At 69.1% G+C, this 21,130-nt stretch carries 19 protein-coding genes and 1 tRNA gene; 11 read left to right on the plus strand and 9 right to left on the minus strand.

Annotated features, from left to right (window positions below; genetic code table 11):
* Positions 1–93: 93 nt before the first annotated feature.
* Both FGD71_RS31015 and FGD71_RS31020 read right to left on the minus strand, forming a co-directional pair.
* Positions 94–825 carry a maleate cis-trans isomerase family protein gene (locus FGD71_RS31015; RefSeq protein WP_119103870.1) on the minus strand — a complete coding sequence of 244 codons (732 nt, stop codon included), beginning with the start codon at positions 823–825 and terminating at the stop codon, positions 94–96.
* Positions 822–1,601, minus strand: a complete 780-nt coding sequence (locus FGD71_RS31020; RefSeq protein ID WP_119103871.1) for a maleate cis-trans isomerase family protein — start codon at positions 1,599–1,601, stop codon at positions 822–824. The genes FGD71_RS31015 and FGD71_RS31020 overlap by 4 nt, the downstream gene beginning before the upstream one ends.
* A gap of 265 nt (positions 1,602–1,866) precedes the next feature.
* On the opposite strand from FGD71_RS31020, the gene FGD71_RS31025 reads away from it, so the two are divergent.
* Both FGD71_RS31025 and FGD71_RS31030 read left to right on the plus strand, forming a co-directional pair.
* Positions 1,867–2,820 carry a D-2-hydroxyacid dehydrogenase gene (locus FGD71_RS31025; protein ID WP_240436853.1) on the plus strand — a complete coding sequence of 318 codons (954 nt, stop codon included), beginning with the start codon at positions 1,867–1,869 and terminating at the stop codon, positions 2,818–2,820.
* A gap of 43 nt (positions 2,821–2,863) precedes the next feature.
* On the plus strand, positions 2,864–4,279 hold the full coding sequence (locus FGD71_RS31030) for an amidase (protein ID WP_119103873.1): 1,416 nt from the start codon (positions 2,864–2,866) through the stop codon (positions 4,277–4,279).
* Between the two features lie 13 nt (positions 4,280–4,292).
* Here FGD71_RS31030 and FGD71_RS31035 read toward each other — a convergent pair whose 3' ends face one another.
* Positions 4,293–4,793 (minus strand): DUF3830 family protein, encoded by a 501-nt coding sequence (locus FGD71_RS31035; protein WP_119103874.1) that lies wholly within the window; start codon positions 4,791–4,793, stop codon positions 4,293–4,295.
* Positions 4,794–4,889: 96 nt separating this feature from the next.
* Here FGD71_RS31035 and ehuB point away from each other — a divergent pair, with 96 nt between their 5' ends.
* The 6 genes from ehuB to FGD71_RS31065 all read left to right on the plus strand — a co-directional run bounded on the left by ehuB (position 4,890) and on the right by FGD71_RS31065 (position 9,215).
* Positions 4,890–5,816: an ectoine/hydroxyectoine ABC transporter substrate-binding protein EhuB gene (ehuB, locus tag FGD71_RS31040; RefSeq protein ID WP_162931273.1), complete on the plus strand. Its 927-nt coding sequence runs from the start codon at positions 4,890–4,892 to the stop codon at positions 5,814–5,816.
* Positions 5,813–6,550 (plus strand): ectoine/hydroxyectoine ABC transporter permease subunit EhuC, encoded by a 738-nt coding sequence (gene ehuC, locus FGD71_RS31045; protein ID WP_119103876.1) that lies wholly within the window; start codon positions 5,813–5,815, stop codon positions 6,548–6,550. The genes ehuB and ehuC overlap by 4 nt, the downstream gene beginning before the upstream one ends.
* On the plus strand, positions 6,550–7,197 hold the full coding sequence (ehuD, locus tag FGD71_RS31050) for an ectoine/hydroxyectoine ABC transporter permease subunit EhuD (RefSeq protein WP_119103877.1): 648 nt from the start codon (positions 6,550–6,552) through the stop codon (positions 7,195–7,197). The genes ehuC and ehuD overlap by 1 nt, the downstream gene beginning before the upstream one ends.
* Entirely contained in the window at positions 7,187–8,011 is an 825-nt protein-coding gene (ehuA, locus tag FGD71_RS31055; protein WP_420878366.1) for an ectoine/hydroxyectoine ABC transporter ATP-binding protein EhuA, read from the plus strand. The genes ehuD and ehuA overlap by 11 nt, the downstream gene beginning before the upstream one ends.
* A 250-nt stretch (positions 8,012–8,261) precedes the next feature.
* Complete coding sequence (locus FGD71_RS31060) at positions 8,262–9,020, plus strand: IclR family transcriptional regulator (protein ID WP_119103878.1); 759 nt, start codon at positions 8,262–8,264, stop codon at positions 9,018–9,020.
* Positions 9,021–9,141: 121 nt separating this feature from the next.
* A tRNA-Lys gene (locus FGD71_RS31065) sits at positions 9,142–9,215 on the plus strand.
* A 129-nt stretch (positions 9,216–9,344) separates the two neighbouring features.
* Here the strand turns inward: FGD71_RS31065 and FGD71_RS31070 are convergent.
* The 6 genes from FGD71_RS31070 to FGD71_RS31095 all read right to left on the minus strand — a co-directional run bounded on the left by FGD71_RS31070 (position 9,345) and on the right by FGD71_RS31095 (position 16,020).
* Entirely contained in the window at positions 9,345–11,003 is a 1,659-nt protein-coding gene (locus tag FGD71_RS31070) for an AMP-binding protein (RefSeq protein WP_119103879.1), read from the minus strand.
* 80 nt (positions 11,004–11,083) lie between these two features.
* Positions 11,084–11,548: a DUF3592 domain-containing protein gene (locus tag FGD71_RS31075; protein WP_119103880.1), complete on the minus strand. Its 465-nt coding sequence runs from the start codon at positions 11,546–11,548 to the stop codon at positions 11,084–11,086.
* 128 nt (positions 11,549–11,676) lie between these two features.
* The gene (locus FGD71_RS31080; RefSeq protein WP_119103881.1) at positions 11,677–12,279 is read right to left on the minus strand and encodes a lytic polysaccharide monooxygenase auxiliary activity family 9 protein; all 603 of its coding nucleotides are present in this window, start codon (positions 12,277–12,279) and stop codon (positions 11,677–11,679) included.
* Positions 12,280–12,374: 95 nt separating this feature from the next.
* Positions 12,375–13,055: a nucleoside/nucleotide kinase family protein gene (locus FGD71_RS31085; RefSeq protein ID WP_119103882.1), complete on the minus strand. Its 681-nt coding sequence runs from the start codon at positions 13,053–13,055 to the stop codon at positions 12,375–12,377.
* Positions 13,042–14,373 (minus strand): SPFH domain-containing protein, encoded by a 1,332-nt coding sequence (locus tag FGD71_RS31090; protein ID WP_205571155.1) that lies wholly within the window; start codon positions 14,371–14,373, stop codon positions 13,042–13,044. The genes FGD71_RS31085 and FGD71_RS31090 overlap by 14 nt, the downstream gene beginning before the upstream one ends.
* A 318-nt stretch (positions 14,374–14,691) precedes the next feature.
* Complete coding sequence (locus tag FGD71_RS31095) at positions 14,692–16,020, minus strand: peptidoglycan-binding protein (protein ID WP_119103883.1); 1,329 nt, start codon at positions 16,018–16,020, stop codon at positions 14,692–14,694.
* A gap of 192 nt (positions 16,021–16,212) precedes the next feature.
* On the opposite strand from FGD71_RS31095, the gene FGD71_RS31100 reads away from it, so the two are divergent.
* The 3 genes from FGD71_RS31100 to glxA all read left to right on the plus strand — a co-directional run bounded on the left by FGD71_RS31100 (position 16,213) and on the right by glxA (position 21,129).
* Positions 16,213–16,914: a FadR/GntR family transcriptional regulator gene (locus FGD71_RS31100; protein WP_119103884.1), complete on the plus strand. Its 702-nt coding sequence runs from the start codon at positions 16,213–16,215 to the stop codon at positions 16,912–16,914.
* A 331-nt stretch (positions 16,915–17,245) separates the two neighbouring features.
* A complete protein-coding gene (locus FGD71_RS31105) occupies positions 17,246–19,195 on the plus strand; it encodes a glycosyltransferase family 2 protein (protein ID WP_119103885.1) in 1,950 nt (649 codons plus the stop codon).
* A complete protein-coding gene (glxA, locus tag FGD71_RS31110) occupies positions 19,192–21,129 on the plus strand; it encodes a radical copper oxidase GlxA (RefSeq protein WP_119103886.1) in 1,938 nt (645 codons plus the stop codon). Before FGD71_RS31105 ends, glxA begins: the two co-directional genes overlap by 4 nt.
* Position 21,130: the final 1 nt, after the last annotated feature.

Consider the following 21,130-nt stretch of genomic DNA (forward strand, 5'->3'; position numbering starts at 1 on the left):
TCCAGGGGGCAGAGCCCCCTGGCGGGGTCTGGGGCGGAGCCCCAGGGGACGGGAATGGGTAGGGGCGGCGGGGGCGAAAAACCCCCCGGGCCCTCACACCTGAACGATCGGCTCCTTCGTGAACAGCGCCCCCAGCTGTGGCGCGTTCACCCGGCGGTCAGCCAGCCGCAGCGCCTCCCAGACCGTCACCTGGTTGGCGGTGAGGACCGGCTTGGACAGGGCCTTCTCCAGCGCCGGGATGTGGGACGCCGTATGGAGCGCGGTGTCGGGAAGCAGCACCGCGTCCGCGTCGGGATGGTCCCCCTCCCGGGCGAGCGCGAGCACCTCGTCCTCGCCCCACGTCCCGACCTCCGCGGCGGTGATGATGCCGCTGCCGCGCATGGAGACCACCTCCAGCCCCGCGTCCTTCAGGAACGCGACGAACAACGAGGCCACGTCCTCCGGATACGTCGCCGCGACAGCGACCCGCTCGGCGCCGATCTCCCGCGCGGCGTGGGCGAAGGCGAAGGACGTGGAGGAGGCCGGCAGCCCCGCCGCCAGGGCCAGGGAGCGCACCTGTTCGTGGGCGCCCTGCCAGCCGTACACGAAGCTGGCGCTGGTGCACGCCCAGACCACCGCCTCGGCCCCGGACAGGCGCAGCTCCTCGACCCCGGCGGCCAGCCGGTCCACCGAGCCCATCTCCAGGAGGGCGTCGACGCGGTGGGCGTCCTCGCCGATGTCCGTGTGCACCAGCGGGAGGCGGATGTCGCTGCCCAGGAGCTGCTCGATGCGCGGATAGTCGTCCTCGGCCGAGTGGCCCGGGTAGAGGAATCCGAGAGCCGTCATGCCCAACCTTCCTGTTCTTCCGGCAGTACGGGGTCCTGCCGCGCCGTCTGGTCTATCAGCGCCTGATAGGACCCCACCGCCCGCGTACCCAGATGGCGCAGGGCAGCCCACATCGTCACCTGGTTGGCCGAGAGCACCGGGATGCGCAGTTCCGCCTCCAGCTGTGGGATCACGTCGTACGTGGGGAGGTTGGTGCAGCTGATGAAGAGCGCGTCCGCGGCTCCGCGTACCGCGCCGCGGGCCATGTCGACCACGTCCCGGTACGGGACCTTCCAGATGTGCCGGGTCAGGCCCATGAAGGCACGCCCGGTGACCTCGACGCCCGCCTCGGCGAGGTAGTCCTCCAGGGACTGGGTCACGGAGACCGTGTAGGGCGTGACCAGGGCGATGCGGCTGGCGCCCACTTCCCGGAGCGCCGAGAGCAGGGCGCCGGAGGTGGTCAACGACGGCACCGCGCCCGCGCGGGTCATCGCCTCGCACATCGCGCGCTCGCCCGCGATGCCGCCGACGAAGCTGCCCGACGTACAGGCGTACGCGACGATCTCGGGCTCGACCGCGTTCAGCGCGCGCACCGCCTCGCCGAGTGTCTCGTGCTCACTGACCAGCCGCGCGAGGTCGAGGCTGACCTCGACGGGCACAAAAGGGGTGCGGGTCAGGTGCAGCGACACCCCGTCCGGAACCCAGCGCCACAGTTCGCGATCGAGGGCGAAGTCGAAGGGCGCGACGACACCCACACCCCTTTGAGGGTGCGGTCCACCAAGGAAGGAGACGTCCATGAGCAGGCCCCAAACTCAAGAATTTGTGCGGTGGAGACCGGCCCGTGGGCCGGGGGACACAAGCCGGCGCATGCCGGGACGTCGGGACAGGGTATGGACCGCTTTCAGGCCCATGTTGACGAAGGTAGGTTCGGGTGCGAGCGTGGTCAATCCGCGCATCTCAGACGGCTGATTTCAATTTCCCGCAACTGTGCCCCGACTCCAGAGAAGCGGATCCTCATTGCGAAATGGTTTCTCCCCGATGACCACCCCCACACCCTCACAGATGGCTGAAAACAGGACGACTCTGCTGGTGCTGGACGCCGAGCCCCTCCCCCGGCTCGGCCGGCTCACCGGGCGGGTCCGGGTCGAGCACGCGAACGAGTCGACACTGGCCTCGCTCCTGCCCTCGGCGGACGTCCTGCTGGTCTGGGACTTCGCCTCGCACGCGGTACGCCGTGCCTGGCCCGGCGAAGGGCCGCGGCCCCGCTGGGTGCACACGGCGAGCGCGGGCGTGGACCACCTGATGTGCCCGGAGCTCGCCGCGTCCGACACGGTGGTGACGAACGCGCGTGGTGTCTTCGACCAGCCGATCGCCGAGTACGTGGCCGCGCTCGTCCTCGCGATGGCCAAGGACCTCCCGCGTACGTGGGACCTTCAGCGGGCGCGGGAGTGGCGGCACCGTGAGTCGCAGCGGGTCGCGGGCACGCGTGCGTGCGTGGTGGGTTCGGGGCCGATCGGGCGGGCGATCGTGACGACGCTGGAGGCCCTCGGCATCACCACGGCACTGGTGGGTCGCACCCCGCGCGCCGGTGTCCACGGCCCCGAGGAGCTCGACCGGCTGATCGCCCGCGCGGACTGGGTGGTGTCGGCTGCGCCGCTCACGGAGGAGACCCACGGGATGTTCGACGCGCGGCGCTTCGGCGTCATGCAGCCGTCCGCCCGCTTCGTCAACGTCGGGCGCGGGCAGCTCGTCGTCGAGGACGCGCTCGCGCGGGCCCTGTCGACGCACGGGATCGCAGGGGCGGCGCTCGATGTCTTCGAGCACGAGCCCCTCGGCCCCGAAAGCCCGTTGTGGGAGGTCCCGGGCTTGATCGTGTCACCGCACATGAGCGGGGACACCGTCGGCTGGCGGGACGAACTGGGTACACAGTTCGTGGAGTTGTACGAGCGCTGGGAGGCGGGCGAGCCCCTTCCGAACGTGGTCGACAAGCAGCGTGGGTACGTACCTGGGCACTGAACCTCCCTGGTACTCCCGGGGCAGCGAACTTCCTGGAGGGCGGATGACCGACTTCACCGAGCTGACCGCGGTACAACTCGTCGAGGGCTACCGCAAGGGCGAATTCAGCCCCGAAGAGGTGACACGAGCCGCGCTACGGAGGGCCGAGGAGGTCCAGCCTTCCGTGAATGCTTTCGTGCGCCTCGATATTGACGAGGCACTCACCCAGGCGAGTGAATCCGCCGAGCGGTGGCGGCGGGGCGAGCCGGCCGGGCTCGTGGACGGGGTGCCGGTCACGGTGAAGGACATCCTGCTGATGCGGGGTGGTCCGACCCTGAAGGGCTCCAGGACGGTGCGCGCGGAGGGGCGCTGGGACGAGGACGCGCCCTCCGTGGCCCGGCTGCGCGAGCACGGCGCCGTCTTCCTGGGCAAGACCACGACGCCCGAGTTCGGGTGGAAGGGCGTCACGGACTCACCGCAGGCCGGGATCACCCGCAATCCGTACGACGTGTCGCGTACGTCGGGCGGGTCGAGCGGTGGCGCGGCGGCGGCCGTGGCGCTGGGCGCGGGGCCGCTGGCCCTCGGCACGGACGGCGGCGGCAGTGTCCGTATCCCCGCCGCCTTCTGCGGGATCTTCGCGCTGAAGCCGACGTACGGGCGCGTGCCGCTGTATCCCGCGAGCGCCTTCGGGACGCTCGCGCACGTCGGGCCGATGACGCGCGACGCCGCCGACGCGGCTCTCACCCTGGACGTGATCAGCGGCCCGGACGCCCGCGACTGGTCCGGGCTCGGTCCGGCGGCCGGCTCGTTCACGGACGTGCTGGACGACGGTGTGCGGGGCCTGCGGATCGCGTACTCGCCGTCCCTCGGCGGGCAGGTAGCGGTGCGGCCCGCCGTCGCGGCGGCCGTACGCCACGCGGTGGAGGGCCTCGCGTCCCTCGGTGCGTACGTCGAGGAGACCGACCCGGACTTCGCCGACCCCGTGGAGGCCTTCCACACCCTGTGGTTCAGCGGCGCCGCCCGGGTGACCCAGCCCCTCGGCCCCCACCAGCGGGAGCTGCTCGACCCCGGGCTGCGGGAGATCTGCGCACTGGGGGCGCGGTACTCGGCCCTCGACTACCTCGCCGCCGTCGACGTCCGCATGGAGCTCGGCCGCCGTATGGGGCACTTCCACGAAACGTACGACCTGCTGGTGACCCCGACGCTCCCGCTGACGGCCTTCGAGGCGGGCGCGGAGGTCCCGCGCGGCTCCGGCCATCACCGCTGGACCGGCTGGACCCCGTTCACGTACCCGTTCAACATGACCCAGCAGCCCGCGGCCTCGGTGCCGGTGGGCGTGGACGAGGCCGGCCTCCCGGTGGGGCTGCAGATCGTGGCGGCACGCCACCGGGACGACCTCGTTCTGCGGGCGGCTCACGCGCTGTACGAGGCGGGGGTGGCCGGTGTGGCTCCCCCGCCGTACCCCACCGCGGTGGGCTAGGAGGCCCTGTCGCCTAGGACTTCCGGAAGCTCAGCGTCTCGCCGAGAGCCCCGGCGCGCCACAGGTCGTTGCACGCCTCCGCCATCGCTTCCAGGCCCTCCACCACCTGCCCCCACACGATGCCGGGCACCCAGCCCACATCGCCGTTGAGGAGGAGGTTGTTGCGTTCGTAGAACAGTGCCAGGTCGATCACCGGGGTGCCGGCCTGGACACCGGAGGTGTCGGAGTAGCCGTAGGACTGCGTGCCCAGTTGGGTGCCGGAGAAGGAGAAGTAACAGAGGTCGCCGGGGATGGGGGTGACGGTCGGGTTTTCCAGGGGTGGCTCGGCGGGGGCGAAGGCGGGCAGGAGGGTGTAGATCTCGTTGCGGGCGTACTTGGCGTGGTAGACGTCGCTGCCGAGCGGGAGCGCGTTCCACACCGCCTCACAGGTGATCGGGGCGCGGTCGTCGAGGAGCTTTGCCGTGCAGTGGACTCCCCGCTTGACCAGGGAGACTTCGATGTAGCGGTCTGCCATGGACCCATGGTCCACCCCCGGTCAAGGGTGCCTCGGTAGCGACCGGGGCCAAAAGTGATCCGCATAACTCGCATGAAGTCGGGTAGCCGCGCGCCCATGGCTCGACCACACGCAAACCGATCAGGAACCGACAACGGACCCAGAGGTCTCAGTCGCCGCTCGCTGCTCGCCGGAGCGGTGTCGCTGGGCGCGGCGGGCAGTCTCGGAGTGGCCGGCTGCAGCCGCGTCCCCGAAGAAGGAAAGGTGCTCGGAGGCAGCCTGCTGGACACCCTGCGGGACCAGGGATCCGTGAAAATCGGCATAGCCAGCGAGCCGCCCTTCGGTTACGTCGGAGACGACGGACAGGCCACCGGCGAAGCACCCGCGATCGCCGAGGTGATCTTCAAGAGGCTCGGCATCGACGAGGTCCTGCCGGTGCCGGTGGACTTCGGGGCACTCATTCCCGGCCTGAAGGCCCGGCAGTTCGATGTGGTGTCCGCCGGGATGTACATCAATCCGGACCGATGCGCGCAGGTGCTCTTCTCCGACCCGGACTACCTGATGCTGGACGCCTTCATCGTCAAGAAGGGGAATCCGCACGGCATCAAGACGTACGAGGACGTCAAGAAGAAGGGCCTCAAACTCGCCTCCGGCAAGGCCTACGCCCAGATCGACTATGCCAAGGCCGCCGGCATCAGCAACGTCCTGATCCTTCCCGACCAGGTGGCCGGCCTCGACGCCGTGGCCCAGGGCCGGGTCGACGCCTTCGCCGGGACCCGCATCACGGTCAAGGACGCGGTGCAGGGATCCAACCGCGCCTCGGCGACCGAGCCCTTCCAGCCCAAGATGGACGGAAAGCCCGCCTATGGCGCGGGCGGGTTCGCCTTCCGGCTGTCCGAGCAGAACTTCCGTGACGAGTTCAACAAGGAACTGCTGAAGCTCAAGGAGAACAACTACAAGGAGCTCCTCAAGATCGTCAGCCCCTTCGGTTTCGGCATGACCGAGATGACCGACCTCACCGCGAAGGAGCTGTGCGCCGGATGATGAGCTCGGAGTTCTTCACCACCTGGTTCCTGCCGGGTATATGGGTCACCATCCAGGTGACGGTGTACGCCGCGGCCCTCGGCGCGGCCATCGCGTTCGGCATCGGTCTCGCACGCACCTCGCAGCTCTGGATCGTCCGTTTCCTCGCCGGTGTGTATTTCGAGATCTTCCGCGGGATGTCGGCCCTGGTGCTGATGTTCTGGATGTTCTTCGCACTGCCGTTCTTCGGCTGGCAGTTGGTGCCCATGTGGGCCGGCGTCAGCGCGCTCGGTCTCACCTACGGCGCCTACGGTTCCGAGATCGTGCGCGGTTCGCTGGCCGCCGTCGCCCCGGCGCAGAAGGAAGCGGGCATCGCGCTCAACTTCACCCGCTGGCAGCGGCTCCGCCTGATCGAACTGCCCCAGGCATGGCCCGAGATGGTGCCGCCGTTCAACAACCTCCTGATCGAGTTGCTGAAGGGCACCGCCCTGGTCTCCGTCATCACGGTGGCCGACATGACCTTCGCCGGCAATCTGCTCCGGCTGGGCACCAACGAGACCACCCCGGTCTTCACCCTGCTGCTGGTCCTCTACTTCGTTCTCGCCTTCCTCATCACCCGCGGCATGCGGCTGGTGGAGCGCAGGGCGAAGGCCGGAGTCGGGCAGCGACCGCAGAAGACGGGTGGGATCACCAGCAGGCTCAGCTCCCGTGGCGAGAGTCTGCAGGCCGGCTCGCAGTCCGCAGGAGGTATGTGATGAGCTGGGACTGGCAAGTCGTGGACGACTTCATGCCGCGGTTCTGGGACGGCGTGTTCGTCACGCTCCAGGCCCTGGCCATCGGCACGCTGATCGCCTTCGCCCTGGGCCTGGTGTGGGCGCTGGCGCAGCGGTCCTCGCAGGTCTGGGTGCGCTGGCCGGTCGTCGCCGTCACGGAGTTCATCCGCAACACCCCGCTGCTGGTGCAGCTGTTCTTCCTCTTCTACGTGGTGCCCAACTTCGGCCCGTCGATGTCGCCGCTCACCACCGGCATCATCGGCCTCGGACTGCACTACTCCACCTACACCGCTGAGGTCTACCGTGCGGGCATCGACGGCGTCCCCGTCGGCCAGTGGGAGGCGGCCACGGCGCTGAGCCTGTCCAAGGGCCGTACGTGGCGTGCGGTGATCCTTCCGCAGGCGATCCGCCGTGTTGTCCCGCCGCTGGGCAACTACGTCGTCGCCATGCTCAAGGACTCCCCGATGATCGCGACCATCGGTGCCCTCGACATGCTCGGCGAGGCCCAGGCCTTCAGCAACGAGACCTTCACCACGGAGGCGCTCACCGTCGTGGGTGTGGCCTTCATCGTCATCGCCTACCCCGCTTCCCTCCTGATCCGAGCCCTGGAGCGACGTCTTGTCCGCTGACACCCCTCTGCAGAACGACCATGACGGCAACGAGAACCCACCGGTGGACGGCAGCGAGCTGATCCGGTTCGACAAGGTCACCAAGCGCTTCGGCAGCAACGTCGTCCTCGACGAGCTGGACTTCTCGGTCGCCTCCGGCAAGCACGTGACGCTGATCGGCCCGTCCGGCTCCGGCAAGACGACGATCCTGCGTCTGCTGATGACCCTGCTCAAGGCCGACGAAGGCACGATCAAGGTCAACGGCGACTACCTCACCCACGAGGAGAAGAACGGCAAGCTGGTCCCGGCCGGCGAGAAGCACGTCCGCGAAGTCCGCAAGAACATCGGGATGGTCTTCCAGCAGTTCAACCTGTTCCCGAACATGAAGGTGCTGCGCAACATCACCGAGGCGCCGGTCACCGTCCTGGGACTGTCCAAGGACGAGGCCGATCAGCGGGCGCGCGAGCTGCTGGACATGGTGGGGCTCGGCGACAAGGCCGACGCGTATCCGACGCAGCTGTCCGGCGGTCAGCAGCAGCGGGTGGCGATCGCCCGCGCGCTGGCGATGCGCCCGCAGGTGCTGCTGCTCGACGAGGTGACGTCCGCGCTCGACCCGGAGCTGGTCGCGGGGGTCCTCGACGTGCTGCGCGACATCGCGCACACCACCGACATCACGATGCTCTGTGTGACCCACGAGATGAACTTCGCCCGGGACATCTCGGACCAGGTCCTGATGTTCGACTCGGGGCGGGTACTGGAGTCCGGTACACCGGAGAAGATCTTCGGCGATCCGGAGCACGATCGGACCCGGGAATTCCTCAGCGCGGTCCTGTGAGGCCTTTTCCTTGGTCGTGAGCCGAAGGAGGGCCGACCTCCTTCACTCCCCGTAGTCGCCCGAGGCCGGACAGCTATGACATGACTGCGGCATATGCCAGAGTGGCGCGTTCCTGCTGAGAGAGCCGGGACGCGCCACTTGTCTCGTCAACAGACCCTCCCGCCAAGGCTCTTGGCGTCTATCGTGGAGGCAGCCCGGTAGCCCGGGCTGCCCTGAGGGGAAAAGCGGGCCGACAAGCGCAGGGGGAACCGTGGCGCTGATGCACGAGCCGACCGCGCCGTACCACTCGGCCCAGGACGCCCTCCGCGTCCTGGAGGCCATGGCACGGCACACCACCGGCGTCACCGACGCCGAACTCGCCCGGCAGACCGGCCTCGGCACGGAGCGGCTGACCACGCTCCTGCGGATGCTGAACCGGGAGGGGTACGTCGAGCGGGCCGCCGACGGTGCGTACGTCACCGGGGCCGCGCTCAGCAGGCTGACGTCCACGCACGGCCGCGACCGGGCCCTGCGCGAACAGCTCCAGCACAACCTCGAGCGGCTGCGCGACTCCGTGGGCGCCGCCGTCTACATCAGCCGGTACGTCGACGGCGAGATCCACATCACCCAGTGCGCCGCCAGTCCAAGCACGCCCGCCGTGAACGAGTGGGTGGACTTCCGCTCCGCCGCCCACGCCAGCGCGATCGGCAAGAGCCTGCTCGGCCAGCTCGACCTGAACGCCCGCCGCGACCACCTCTCCCGCCACAAGATGGCCCGCCTCACCTCGCGCACCATCACCAGCGAGCGGCTGCTCCTGTCCCGGCTCGACGCCCAGGCGCCCAGCGTGCCGGTGCTCGACCTCCAGGAGTACGCGGTCGGCACGGTGTGCGCGGCGGTCCCCATCACGGCCGGCTCGGCCGTGGGCTGCCTGGCCCTCTCCCTCCCCGTCGCGCACGCCCACCGTCTGCGGGCGGCGGCGGACACACTGAACCGGGGCGCCGCTCCCGTACTGCTGTCCCTCGCGATCTAGGGGTCCTGGGGGCGTGTACGGCGGATCGTCCGCGCCCCTCGGACAGTGGTCCGGAGCACCTCTTCGGACCAGGTAGTATTTTCTCTGTCGCCGCCCGCGGAAGCGGGGGGGCGGGAGTCATGCGCCGCTAGCTCAGTTGGTTAGAGCAGCTGACTCTTAATCAGCGGGTCCGGGGTTCGAGTCCCTGGCGGCGCACGATGACGATGGCGGGGTATGTTCGCACAACGCGCGAACGTACCCCGCCATCGTCGTTACTGCGCGGCTCCGCCGCGCGCTTTGGGGGCTTCGCCACCCACACCCCTTGCGCCGCGGTGAGCCTCGCTGCTACCTGGCCAGCAGCTCCTCCCGCCCCCGGGCCCGGTACTCGGCCTCCAGCCCCGCCACATCCTCCGCGCCCAGCCGCCGGTACGTGGTCTCCCCGGGCGGCCGCCACCACACCGGATCCGTGCACCGGAACCCCTCCCGCCGCAGCCCGACCCGGTGGATCTTGTTGGTGGCCGTGACGGGCATGCGCGCGACGACCCGTACGAACCGGGGCGCCATCTTCGTCCCCAGATCGGCCTGCGCCGGCAGGAACGCCTCGAACCGCGCCGGATCGAAGACGGCCCCGTCCCGCAGCGCCAGCGCGGCCATCACCTGATCACCGGCCACCGGGTCCGGCACCGCGTACACCGCCACAGCGGCGGCGTCCCCGTACCGGGCGAGGATGTTCTCGATCATCGCCGCGGCCAGGTTCTCGCTGTCGACCCGCAGCCGGTCGTCCGTCCGCCCCGCGAAGTACAGAAACCCCTCGGCGTCCCGGAAGAAGAGGTCCCCGGTCCAGTACCAGCCGTCCCGCTGCCGCGCCCGCTCCGCCTCCGGGTTGCGCCAATAGCCCTCGAAGGGACTGGGCGCGCGGTTCACCAGTTCACCTATCGCGTCCCGCCCGTTCAGCAGCCGTCCGTCCGGCCCGAGGACGGCCGGCGGGCACTGCGCCCCGCTCACCGGATCGACGACGGCGAGGTCGTTCCCGGGTGCCGCCCGCCCGATCGCCCCCGCCGGTGTCCCGGGCGTCCGCTGAATGGCGGCACCGCCCTCGGACGACCCGTAGCCCTCCACCAGCCGCACCCCGAACCGTTCCTCGAACGCGGCCGCGTCCACCGCTCCCGCCTCCGTCCCGAAGCCCATCCGCAGCGGGTTGTCGCGGTCGTCCGCGCGGGCGGGCGTGGCCAGGATGTACTGCACGGCCCGCCCCACATACGTGAAGTACGTGGCCCCGAAGGCCCGTACGTCCCCCAGGAACCCCGAGGCCGAGAACCGTCGCCGCAGCGCGACGCCCGCGCCCGCCGCGAGCGCGGGAGCCCAGTCCGCGAGCACCGCGTTGCCGTGGAACATCGGCATGCAGACGTAGTGCACGTCGTCCGCGCGCACCCCGAAGTGCTCCACCAGCGACCACCCGGCCGCCGCGAGCCGCCCCTGCGAGCAGATCGCCGCCTTGGGCGCGCCGGTCGAGCCGGAGGTGAAGTACAGCAGGAGGCGGCTGCCGGGAGTGGCCTTCGAGGGGTCCGGCCTCGCGCCCTCGTACGGCGCGAGGAGTTCCTCGTACGCCTTGGTGTCGGTCACCAGCAGCCGTACGCCCGGGAGTTCGAGCCCGTCGAGCAGGGGCAGATGGGCGCGTTCGGTGACCAGGACGCGGCATTCGGTGTGCAGGATGTCGCGGGCCAGTTCGGGGCCGCGCCGGGTCGGGTTGATGCCGGCGACCGCGGCCCCGGCCAGAGCCGCGCCGCTCAACCACAGGGGGTATTCAGGGGTGTTGTCGAGCAGGACACCGAGGTGCGGCTCCGCGCCGGGCGGCAGCAGGTCGGCCAGCACCGCCGCCCGCGCCGCCGCACCCGCCGCCACCTGGTGGTGGCTCAGCACCCGCTCCTCGAACCACAGCCCCGGCCGGTGATCACCCCACCGCTCCTGCACGAGTTCCGCGACGGTGCACCTCTTGGACCCCATGGGCGCACCATAATTGACGATGCGTCAGATAGGGAGGTCCAGGAGGAGCGGGTCAGGAGGAGCGGGTAAGGAGGAGCGAGTCAGGAGGCGAGCGCCGCGACAACGAGGAGGCCGATGGCGATGAAGGCGACGCAGAAGGCGATGATCACACCGAAGCACCCCATCGTCAGGCCCGTGCCCACGGAGAGCCTCCCGTGGCTCGGGGCGTGGGCCGTCGCCCGCTCCGGGTGTTCGGCGGTGTAGTACACGATGGCGAGATCGCCCTCGACCCTGGTGGAAGGCCCGTTCACCTCGTCGAAGCGGAAGACGCGGCCGTCCCACGTCATGAACTCGTACACATGGTGCAGCCTCGTAGTCACAGAGGTGTTGCCGCCGCCACCACTGGTCGTCGTGTACGTCCGCAGACAGCGCGCCTGGGCCGTCAGACCGCTGGTCCAGGCCCGCCTGACCTCCCGCGTCCGGCCGATCATCTTGACCATGGAGAACACCACGAGGGCCAGGATCAGCGTCGGCACCAGCAGCAGGAACAGTACGAAGAATTCCATCTCGTCCCCCGTCGTTCGGTTCCACGCACACCACCTCGCCGATCGTGAAGGGCGGCGTGCGTGGAACCTACCCGCGCGGGGTGCCGAAGATCCTCAAGGGACGCTCAGAGCTCGCAGCCCCGAAGACTTCAGAACGTGACGTCCGAGCAGGCGTAGAACGCGTTGCCCGTGTCGGCGATCGTCCACACCGCGAGGATGACGTGGTGCCCGCTCTTGCCCGACGGCAGGGTGCCGCTGTGCGAGAGCGTCGCGGGCGGCTGACCGCTGTAGGGGACGGTCAGAAACGGCGTGGTGTTCAGGGCCGCCCGGGTGAGCGGGGCGTTCTGGTTCCAGCCGTTCTTGGTGACGTAGTACCTGAAGTCGGTCGTGGAGTGCCGCGCCGTGAACTGCCAGCGGAAGGTGTACCTCTGGCCGCCGGTGACCTTGGTGGTGGGCCAGGCGCCGCCGGACGGGGTCTTCGGCTGGTCGAGTGAGCCGAAGTTGCTGTGGCCCGCGGAACAGATCCTGCCGTCCGCGGGTCCGGCCGAAGGGAAGCCCTTGGGGCCCTCGACGCTCTGGGGCTCCCACTGGATGGCGCCGCAGTTGGTCACGGTGCCGTTCTGGCAGAGCTTCTGCCGGCTGATGGGGAGGTCGGTGTAGCCGTGGCCGCTGGCGCCGCCACTGGAGAGCACCAACGCTCCCGTGGTGGCGAGGCCGACCACGGCCGCGTACCACTTGGTCTTCTTTCGCATGCTGCCGCTCCTGAGAACGTGGGGAAGTTCCGTGAGCTGTGCGTGCGCATCGCGATGCGGTGAGCCTGTGATTCAGGTCTAGACCAAGCTTCAGATTATTGCGGGCCGTTGGACATGTCCATACCAATCGGGGAGATGTCCGCCCCCACCGTGGAGACGAGCCGGTGGCAGCGCTCCCGCGACTTCTCCACGAGCTCCCCGTTCGGGTCGTCGTTCGTCGCGACCCAGTCCCGCGCCGCCTCCTCGGTCCGTCCGCCCGCCAACTGCCGCTCCACCAGCCGCGTGTGGCGTACGTCCCCGGGCGCCTCCACGTACCAGCACTCCGCCATGAGCGCGTACGCGTCCCGCCAGCCCGGCAGATCGCAGGCGAGGTAGTTCCCCTCGGTGACGACCAGCCGGGCGCCCGGCGGCACCAGGTGCCGTGCGGCGACGGGCTCGTCGATCGTGCGGTCGTAGTCCGGTACGTAGATGTCGGCGTCGGTGTCCGTCAGGACCCGGCGCAGCAGCGCGACGTATCCCCGTACGTCGAAGCTGGGCTCCGATCCCTTGCGGGAGGTCAGGCCCAGCCTCTCCAACTGGCGGTTGGAGAGGTGGAACCCGTCGAGCGGAAGATAAGCGGCCTGTTCGCCGATGTGCGCGACCAGGGCGCGGGCGAGGGTGGACTTCCCCGCGCCGGGCGGGCCCGCGAGGCCCACCACGGCGCGCGGCACGTGGGCGGTCAGCTTCCAGGCGTCTGCGGCGAGCCTGGTCAGTGGGCGACGGTCAGCGATCTCCATGCCCTGTATAGAACGCCACTGTCAGGTCCTTCACCAGGGCCTTGCGCTCGAATTCGTCGAGCTCGATGAGCCCGCGCGTCGTCAGCTGCGTCACCGTGTCCTCCACGGAATCGACGACGGAGCTGAGGAACCTGTCGCGGTACTTGGCGTCCAGCGCCGCGATGCGGCGGCGCTGGATCCCGGGCGCGACCTCGGGGGCGTACTCGATCTGGGCCGGCTGTGCCGAGAACACCTCCAGCCCGATCGCCGCGGCGTCCGCCGCCACGATCCGGGTCAGCGCGTCGCCGACGGCCTCGACGTCCTTGGCCGCGGACACGCCGGCCATGTCGGCCGGCAACTGCCCGAGCACCCGGCTGAGCCCTGCCTCCACACATTCCTGCAGGTACCGCTCGTGGTCCTCGACCCCGAGCACGGCACGAGCGGTGTCCTCGACCCGCCACACGACGAGCACGACGACGCGCAGAGAGACCCCGTTCGCATCGACCGCGGCCATCGGCTCACTGCGCCAGTGCCGCAGCCGCACATCGATCCGGCGGCGCATCAGGAACGGGTTCACCCACATGAGCCCGGTACGCCGAATCGTGCCCCGGTAGCGCCCGAAGAGGTCGAGCACCCAGCCGCGTTCGGTCCTCCCGCGCGACAGCCCGGCGAACCCGAAGAGCCCCACCACCGCGGCACCGACGAGCGATGCCAACTGCGGGATACCGGGCTCGGCACCCGCGAGCACGGGCAGCCCCATCGCTTGCACGGCCTCCGGCGGCACCAGACCCGCCCACCAGGCCGCCACGGCAGACCCGGCCACCCCGGCGCCACCGGCCAGCGCACCGACCGCTCCGGGCAGCACACGCGCCGGATACTCAGCGAGGTCGGGGTCGACGACGGGCACGGGCCGCGGTGTCACCGGCGTACGCCAGGCCGTCCGCGGCTGCTCGCCGGTACCGCGCCGCCGCCCGATCACGGAGGCACCCGCCGGCATGGAGACGGGCTCGGGCTCGTCCCGGAACAACTGGTGAACCGGAATCTCTATGGTCACCTCGTTGTGGATCAGCCGAGCGCCCCTGGTGCCGGCCTCGGGAGAGCAGTCGGACGGCCGGGGCCCTTCAGGCCCTTGCCCACCTTGCTCGCCCTGCTCGTTCCTGCCGCTCTGCTCGACCGGGCCGCCCTGCTCGACCGGGCCGCCCGGGCCGGCTTGCTCGCCGTGCCCGGCTTGCTCGCCATACCGGGATTGCTCGCCCTGTTCGTACTGGTCGTACAGTTCGGGCTGTTGGGACTGCTGGGACTGTTGGGACCGTTGGGACTGCGAAGTAGTTGTGCCCATCCGTACCTCCATACCTCCGCACTAGGAAGAACCCTTTTGAGCCCGCGCAGAGCACGCGGAGCGAACCAGTGAGGAAAAACCGTCGGGAAAGCCGCCGGTCAGCCGCCGGTCAGCCCTCGGTGAGCCGCCGGTCAGCAGTCAGTGAGCCGCGGTCCGGCCGGCCGTGAGCCGCCCGGTCAGCCATCGGTGAGCCGCCGTTCGGCCCGTCAGTGAGCCGCCCGGTCAGCAGTCAGTGAGCCGCCCGGTCAGCCGCCAGTAGGCCGCCGGTCAGCAGTCGGTGAGTCGTCGGTAAGTCGTGGTCGAGTCGTCCGGCAACCGTCAGGAGAAGAGCCGCCGCCAGGTCTCGGGTCCCGGATAGCCGTCCGCCGCCCCACCCCGCCAGCCCTGTGAGCGCTGGAAGGCCTCGACGTTGCGCCGGTCGGCCTCGCCCCAGCGCGGTCCGGGACCGCTCGTGTAGTACTTGCTGAAACCTTTCTTCACGAGCTGCCGACCGAGTTGGGTGACGTACGCGTTGTTCGCCCCGGGACGGAACAGGCTCCGGCCCGGATAACCGGGAACGCCGTGCGAGGCGACGCCCCCAGCGGAAGGCAAGGGCTTCCCGGCGCTGCCGGCGCTCCCGGCCCTGATGTCCTTGCCCTTCCCGTTCACCAGGTACGACCACGTCGTCGGCCCCGGCAGCCCGTCGGCGTCCGCCCCTCTCCAGCCCTGAGCCAGCTGGAACGCCCGGGTGGCCCGCCGGTCCGCGTCGGTCCAGCGCGGGCCCGGCCCCGAGGTGTAGTAGGGACCGGCTCCCCGCTTGACCAGCATCCGGCCCAGCTGGGTGACGTACGCGTTGTTCGCGCCGGGGCCGAAGGCGGCCCGGCCGGGGTAGGCCCGCGCGGACGGAGAGGTGGCACCGGGGCTCGCGCCGCCCGTCCCCGCCGCCCGCAGCCCCTTGTAGCGGTACGCCACATAGCGGTTCGACTGGCTCCAGTAGGCGAACGGAGTGGCCTGCCCGCGGGCGCGCGGGCGGACCGCCTCGTACGCGAGGTAATGGGTCTGCGTGTAGTCCGTCCAGCCGCCGAAAATCACGACGTGCGAGCCTTTCTGGGGGTCCGCCGGATTGTGGAACAGCAGAATGTCGCCGGGCTGGAGCTGGCTCCGGGAAATACGGACGCCGTACTGGGCGAGGCTGCCCGTCCATTCGTTCGCGCCCAGATTCCAGGCCATCGAGACAAAGCCCGAGCAGTCCTGCCGGTAACCGTCGGACCAGTACGCCCTTATGTTGTACGGCACCTTCGCGGCGACCCATTTCTTCGCCCGGTTGATGATCTCGGCCCGCGTCGCCAGAGGTGCCTTGGCCGTTGCCGCGGCACCCGCGGGCCCGTGCAGCGGGGCCTTGCTGCCCTGCGGGGTGTCGGGCTCCTCAGCTGCGACGACGCCGGGGAGCAGCGGTGCGTGCGCGGCGGTGGCGGCGACGGCCGGCACCGTCTGCCCGGCACCGAGCGCCGTGCCCGCCACGGCCGCAAGGACGAGCGCCCGGTGGGCGGCCGGGTGCCCACCGAACGAACTGGGCAGGGAATGCGGCCTGACGCGTCGCCAGTGCACACATCCAGGGCAGTCGCAGTCACTCGCGGGATCGAATTCCTCGAATGCCGGAGCAGCCATGCGAAACCCCTCAAACTCCACGTGGAAATGTCCGCGCTTCTGCACGACCGTCAGTTTCTCAACGGTCCTCGCGCGTCGCATGTTGACGGTCCGAACGATGTACGCGCCTGCTCGCTCCCCCCGGCACACGTCGGGAGCGGCAACCCGCGAACGCCCGGTCCCAGGCGCCCCGCCCCCCGATACCCTCTCGCCATGGCGCGCGACCTGCAGGAACGGATCAAGAAGCTCATCATCGACCGTCGGCTGCCTTCGGGGGCGACCCTGCCGACCGAGCCCGAGCTGATGGAGCTCCTTGGCGTCAGCCGGAACTCGGTGCGCGAGGCGCTGAAGGCGCTCCAGGCGATGGGCATCGTCGAGATTCGCCACGGCTTCGGGACCTACGTAGGGCCGATGTCGATGGCGCCGATGATCGAGGGCCTCGCCTTCCGCACGGTCGCCGGGCACTACCGCGGCGAGGACAGCCTGCTTCAGCTCCTGGAGTTGCGCGAGGCCGTCGAGACCGGCCTCATCTCCCGGCTCGCGGGACGTGTCCCCGAGGACGATCTCGCCGAACTGGACGCGCTGGTCGACCGCATGGACGCGGAGGCCGCCGCCGGCACCGGTCTCGCCGAGACCGACCGCGCCTTTCACGCCACCCTCTACCGCGGCCTCGGCAACCTCCTCCTGAGCGAGGTCCTGGAGGCGTTCTGGGACGCCTTTCACCGTGTACGCACGGACCTCGTTGAGCTGCCCCAGGATCCGAAGGTCACCTGCCGGCAGCACCGGGAGATCCTCGACGCGGTGCGTTCCGGGGATGCGGTTCGGGCGGAAGAGGCGATACGAGAACACTTCGGCCACATCCGTACACGAGTGACCGCAACGGCAGCAAACGAGACCAACAGGCGCCCCAATTAGCGCGAATGACCGGTAAACACCGCGTTTCGCATCTTGCGATCATGACGAACGCCGTAGAACCCTGAACCCTGGATTATGAAGAGCTGCGGTGACACCGCGGTTGGGGGCTTGGAACCGGTTGCGGGATCGAGACGGGGATGGGGGCCCCGTTCATGAAGCGATGCCGAGTAGAAGCATCATGCAACCGGAAGGGCGCTGTCCCATGTCTATAGAGTGTGGGGGATGTGGTGGCGGGGGCCCACAGTTGATACGCCTGTGAAGGTCGAGGGGGACGCGGAGCGGGCGAACGGAACAACGAGCACGCGTGCTTTGCGTGTGGGGGGAATGACTCATGACGTCGACGCCGACGGGCGCCCGGCACAACTCCGACGCGTCTCAGACGACCCAGCTCAGGGTGCCGTCACACCGGACGGGCAGCTTCCGCAGAATCAAGAAGGCACTGCCGAGATACGACTACGAGCACTACAGCCGGCTCGCGGGTCCGCTCACCCAGCCCGACCCGACCAAGCCGTACAAGGTGCAGTACCGTTCGCTGCTCTCGCAGGAGCCGCACCGCCTGCGCGCGGCGCTCATGCTGGGCGCGGCACCGCTGCTCTCGCTCGTGCTGCTCGCCTGGCTGCTCCAGCCCACGCACTGGACCGAGCGCGACTACGTACCCAACGCCTACCTCGAGTACCTCGACATCGTCATGCTCGTCTCGATCGGTCTGATCGAGTTCTTCCGCTGCATGAACGTGCTGTCGAACGCGCACGCCACGCTGGTCGCCCGCGATCCCATCCCGGTCGTGCCCGAGACCGGCACCAGAGTGGCCTTCCTCACCTCCTTCGTGCCCGGCAAGGAACCGCTGGAGATGGTGACGAAGACCCTGGAAGCCGCGGTGAAGATCCGCCACCGCGGCCTCATGCATGTCTGGCTGCTGGACGAGGGTGACGACCCCGAGGTGAAGGCGGTCTGCGAACGCCTGGGCGTGCACCACTTCTCCCGCAAGGGCATCGCGAAGTGGAACCAGGCCAAGGGCCCGCACCGCGCGAAGACCAAGCACGGCAACTACAACGCCTGGCTGGACGCGCACGGTGACAACTACGACTTCTTCGCCTCCGTCGACACCGACCACGTCCCGCTGCCCAACTACCTGGAGCGGATGCTCGGTTTCTTCCGTGACCCGAACGTCGGCTTCGTGATCGGCCCGCAGGTCTACGGCAACTACGACAACCCCATCACCAAGGCCGCCGAGTCGCAGCAGTTCCTCTTCCACGCCCTGATCCAGCGCGCCGGAAACGCCTACGGCGCACCGATGTTCGTGGGCACCTCCAACGCCGTACGCATCAAGGCGCTGAAGCAGATCGGCGGTCTGTACGACTCGATCACCGAGGACATGGCGACGGGCTTCGAGATCCACCGCCACAAGAACCCGGCGACGGGCAAGAAGTGGCGCTCGGTCTACACGCCGGACGTGCTCGCGGTCGGCGAGGGCCCGAACGCCTGGACGGACTTCTTCACCCAGCAGATGCGCTGGTCGCGGGGTACCTACGAGACGATCCTCAAGCAGTACTGGAAGGGCTGGTACTCGCTGCCGCCGAGCAAGCTCTTCAACTACACGATGATGATCATCTTCTACCCGATGTCGGCCCTCAACTGGCTTCTGGCGGCGCTGAGTTGTGCGCTGTTCCTGGGCCTGGGCGCCTCGGGTGTGAACATCGACCCGGCGATCTGGCTGATGCTGTACGGCAACGCGTCCGCCCTCCAGATCGGTCTCTACGTCTGGAACCGCCGCCACAACGTCTCGCCGCACGAGCCGGAGGGCTCCGGCGGTGTGGCCGGCATGATCATGTCCGCACTGTCGGCGCCGCTCTACGCGAAGGCGCTGATCGACTCCGTACTGCGCCGCAAGAGCAAGTTCGTGGTCACCCCCAAGGGCGATTCGGCAAGCCCGGACACGTGGTTCGGGACCTTCCGGTACCACTGGTACTTCATCCTGATCTTCGGCGGTTCGATCGGCGCCGGCTTCTACTTCGGCCACTCCCACCCAGCGATGATCATCTGGGCGACGTTCGCGATGCTGATCACCGCGTCGCCGATCTTCGCGTGGCGCTGGATGATGCGGCAGGAGCGGAAGAAGCCGCCGGCCCCGGCGGAGCCGCAGGACGCCGTGACCCCGCCACAGCCGTTGCCCGCCCAGCACGCGCCGCGCCATGCGCCGCAGCACAAGCCCAGCTGGGCGGCCTCGAACGGGGGAAATGACCAGACCATGCAGATCGCCCTTGGGGGACGCAAGAAATGAAAGACCGTTCCAGCCACCGCCGCGCCCGGCGCATCGCGATAGGCGCGGCGGTGGTGCTAGCGCTGGCCGGGATGAACGGACCGGCGCTCTACCGCTTCGGGTCGGAGAAGTACCACGAGTACGCGATCAACCGGCCCGAGTACAAGGCGGAGAACGGCAGGTGGGAGATAGTCGAGTTCCCGGAGGAGTACCGGCTGAACACCATTCACGCCGCGCTCCTGCACACCGGGAAGATCCTGCTGATCGCGGGCTCGGGCAACAACCAGGACAACTTCGACGCGAAGAAGTTCGACACCCGCGTCTGGGACCCGGTCAAGAAGACGATCAAGAAGGTCCCCACGCCGGCTGACCTGTTCTGCACGGGCCATACGCAGCTGCCCAACGGCAATCTGCTGATCGCGGGCGGCACCAAGCGGTACGAGAAGCTGAAGGGTGACGTCACGAAGGCCGGCGGCCTGATGATCGTGCACAACGAGAACCCGGACAAGCCGATCACGCTGCCCGCCGGCACCAAGTTCACCGGCAAGGAGAACGGCCAGACGTTCGTGTCGAAGGACCCGGTCGTCGTCGAGCGCGCCGAGAAGAAGTTCGACCCGGCGACCGGCAAGTTCCTGCGTAATGAACCGGGTCTGGGCCGCATCTACGTGGAGGCACAGCGGAGCGGCAAGAAGTACGAGACAGGCACCGAGGACAACTACCGCATCCAGGGCCTGTCCGGCGCCGCCGCCCGCAACACGTACGGCATCGCGCAGAAGCTCGCCCTCGACAAGAAGGACTTCCAGGGCATCAAGGACGCCTACGAGTTCGATCCGGTCGCCGAGAAGTACATCAAGGTCGACCCGATGAAGGAGGCGCGCTGGTACCCGACTCTGACGACCCTGTCCGACGGCAAGATCCTCAGCGTCTCCGGTCTGGACGACATCGGCCAGCTGGTGCCGGGCAAGAACGAGGTCTTCGATCCGAAGACCAAGAAGTGGACGTATACGAAGAAGATCCGCCAGTTCCCGACGTACCCGGCGCTGTTCCCGATGCAGAACGGCAAGATCTTCTACTCGGGTTCGAACGCGGGCTACGGCCCGGACGACGTGGGCCGCGAACCCGGCATCTGGGACGTGGAGTCCAACAAGTTCACCAAGCTGCCGGGCCTGAGCGACCCGAAGCTGATGGAGACCTCCGGCACGGTGCTGCTGCCGCCCGCGCAGGACGAGAAGTACATGGTGATCGGCGGCGGCGGGGTCGGGGAGTCGGAGCGGTCCAGCGAGAAGACCCGCGTCATCGATCTGCTGGCCGACGACCCGAAGTTCACGGACGGCCCGTCCATGGAGAAGGGCACCCGCTACCCGCAGGCGTCGATCCTGCCCGACGACACCGTGCTGATCTCCGGCGGCTCCGAGGACTACCGCGGCCGCGGTGACTCCAACATCCTCGAGGCGCGGATGTACGACGCGAAGACCGGCAAGATGAAGCGGGTCGCCGATCCGCTCGTGGGCCGCAACTACCACTCCGGCTCGATCCTGCTGCCCGACGGCCGCCTGATGTTCTTCGGCTCGGACTCGCTCTACTCGGACAAGGCCAACACCAAGCCCGGCAAGTTCGAGCAGCGCATCGAGATCTACACGCCGCCGTATCTCTACGGGGACTCGCAGCCCACGCTGTCCGGCGGCCCCAAGACCGTCAAGCGCGGCGCCTCGGCGACGTTCACCTCGCAGCACGCCGCGGCCATCAAGACGGCGCGGCTGATCCGCCCGAGCGCCTCCACGCACGTCACCGACGTCGACCAGAAGTCCATCGCCCTGGACCTCAAGAAGACGGAGGACGGCGTCACGGTGACGGTCCCGAAGAACCGGAACCTCGTCCCCTCGGGCTGGTACATGCTGTTCGTGACGGACGAGCAGGGCACGCCGAGCAAGGCGCAGTGGATCAAGGTGCCGTAAC

This window comes from Streptomyces sporangiiformans (genome assembly GCF_005768555.2).
GTDB lineage: Bacteria > Actinomycetota > Actinomycetes > Streptomycetales > Streptomycetaceae > Streptomyces > Streptomyces sporangiiformans.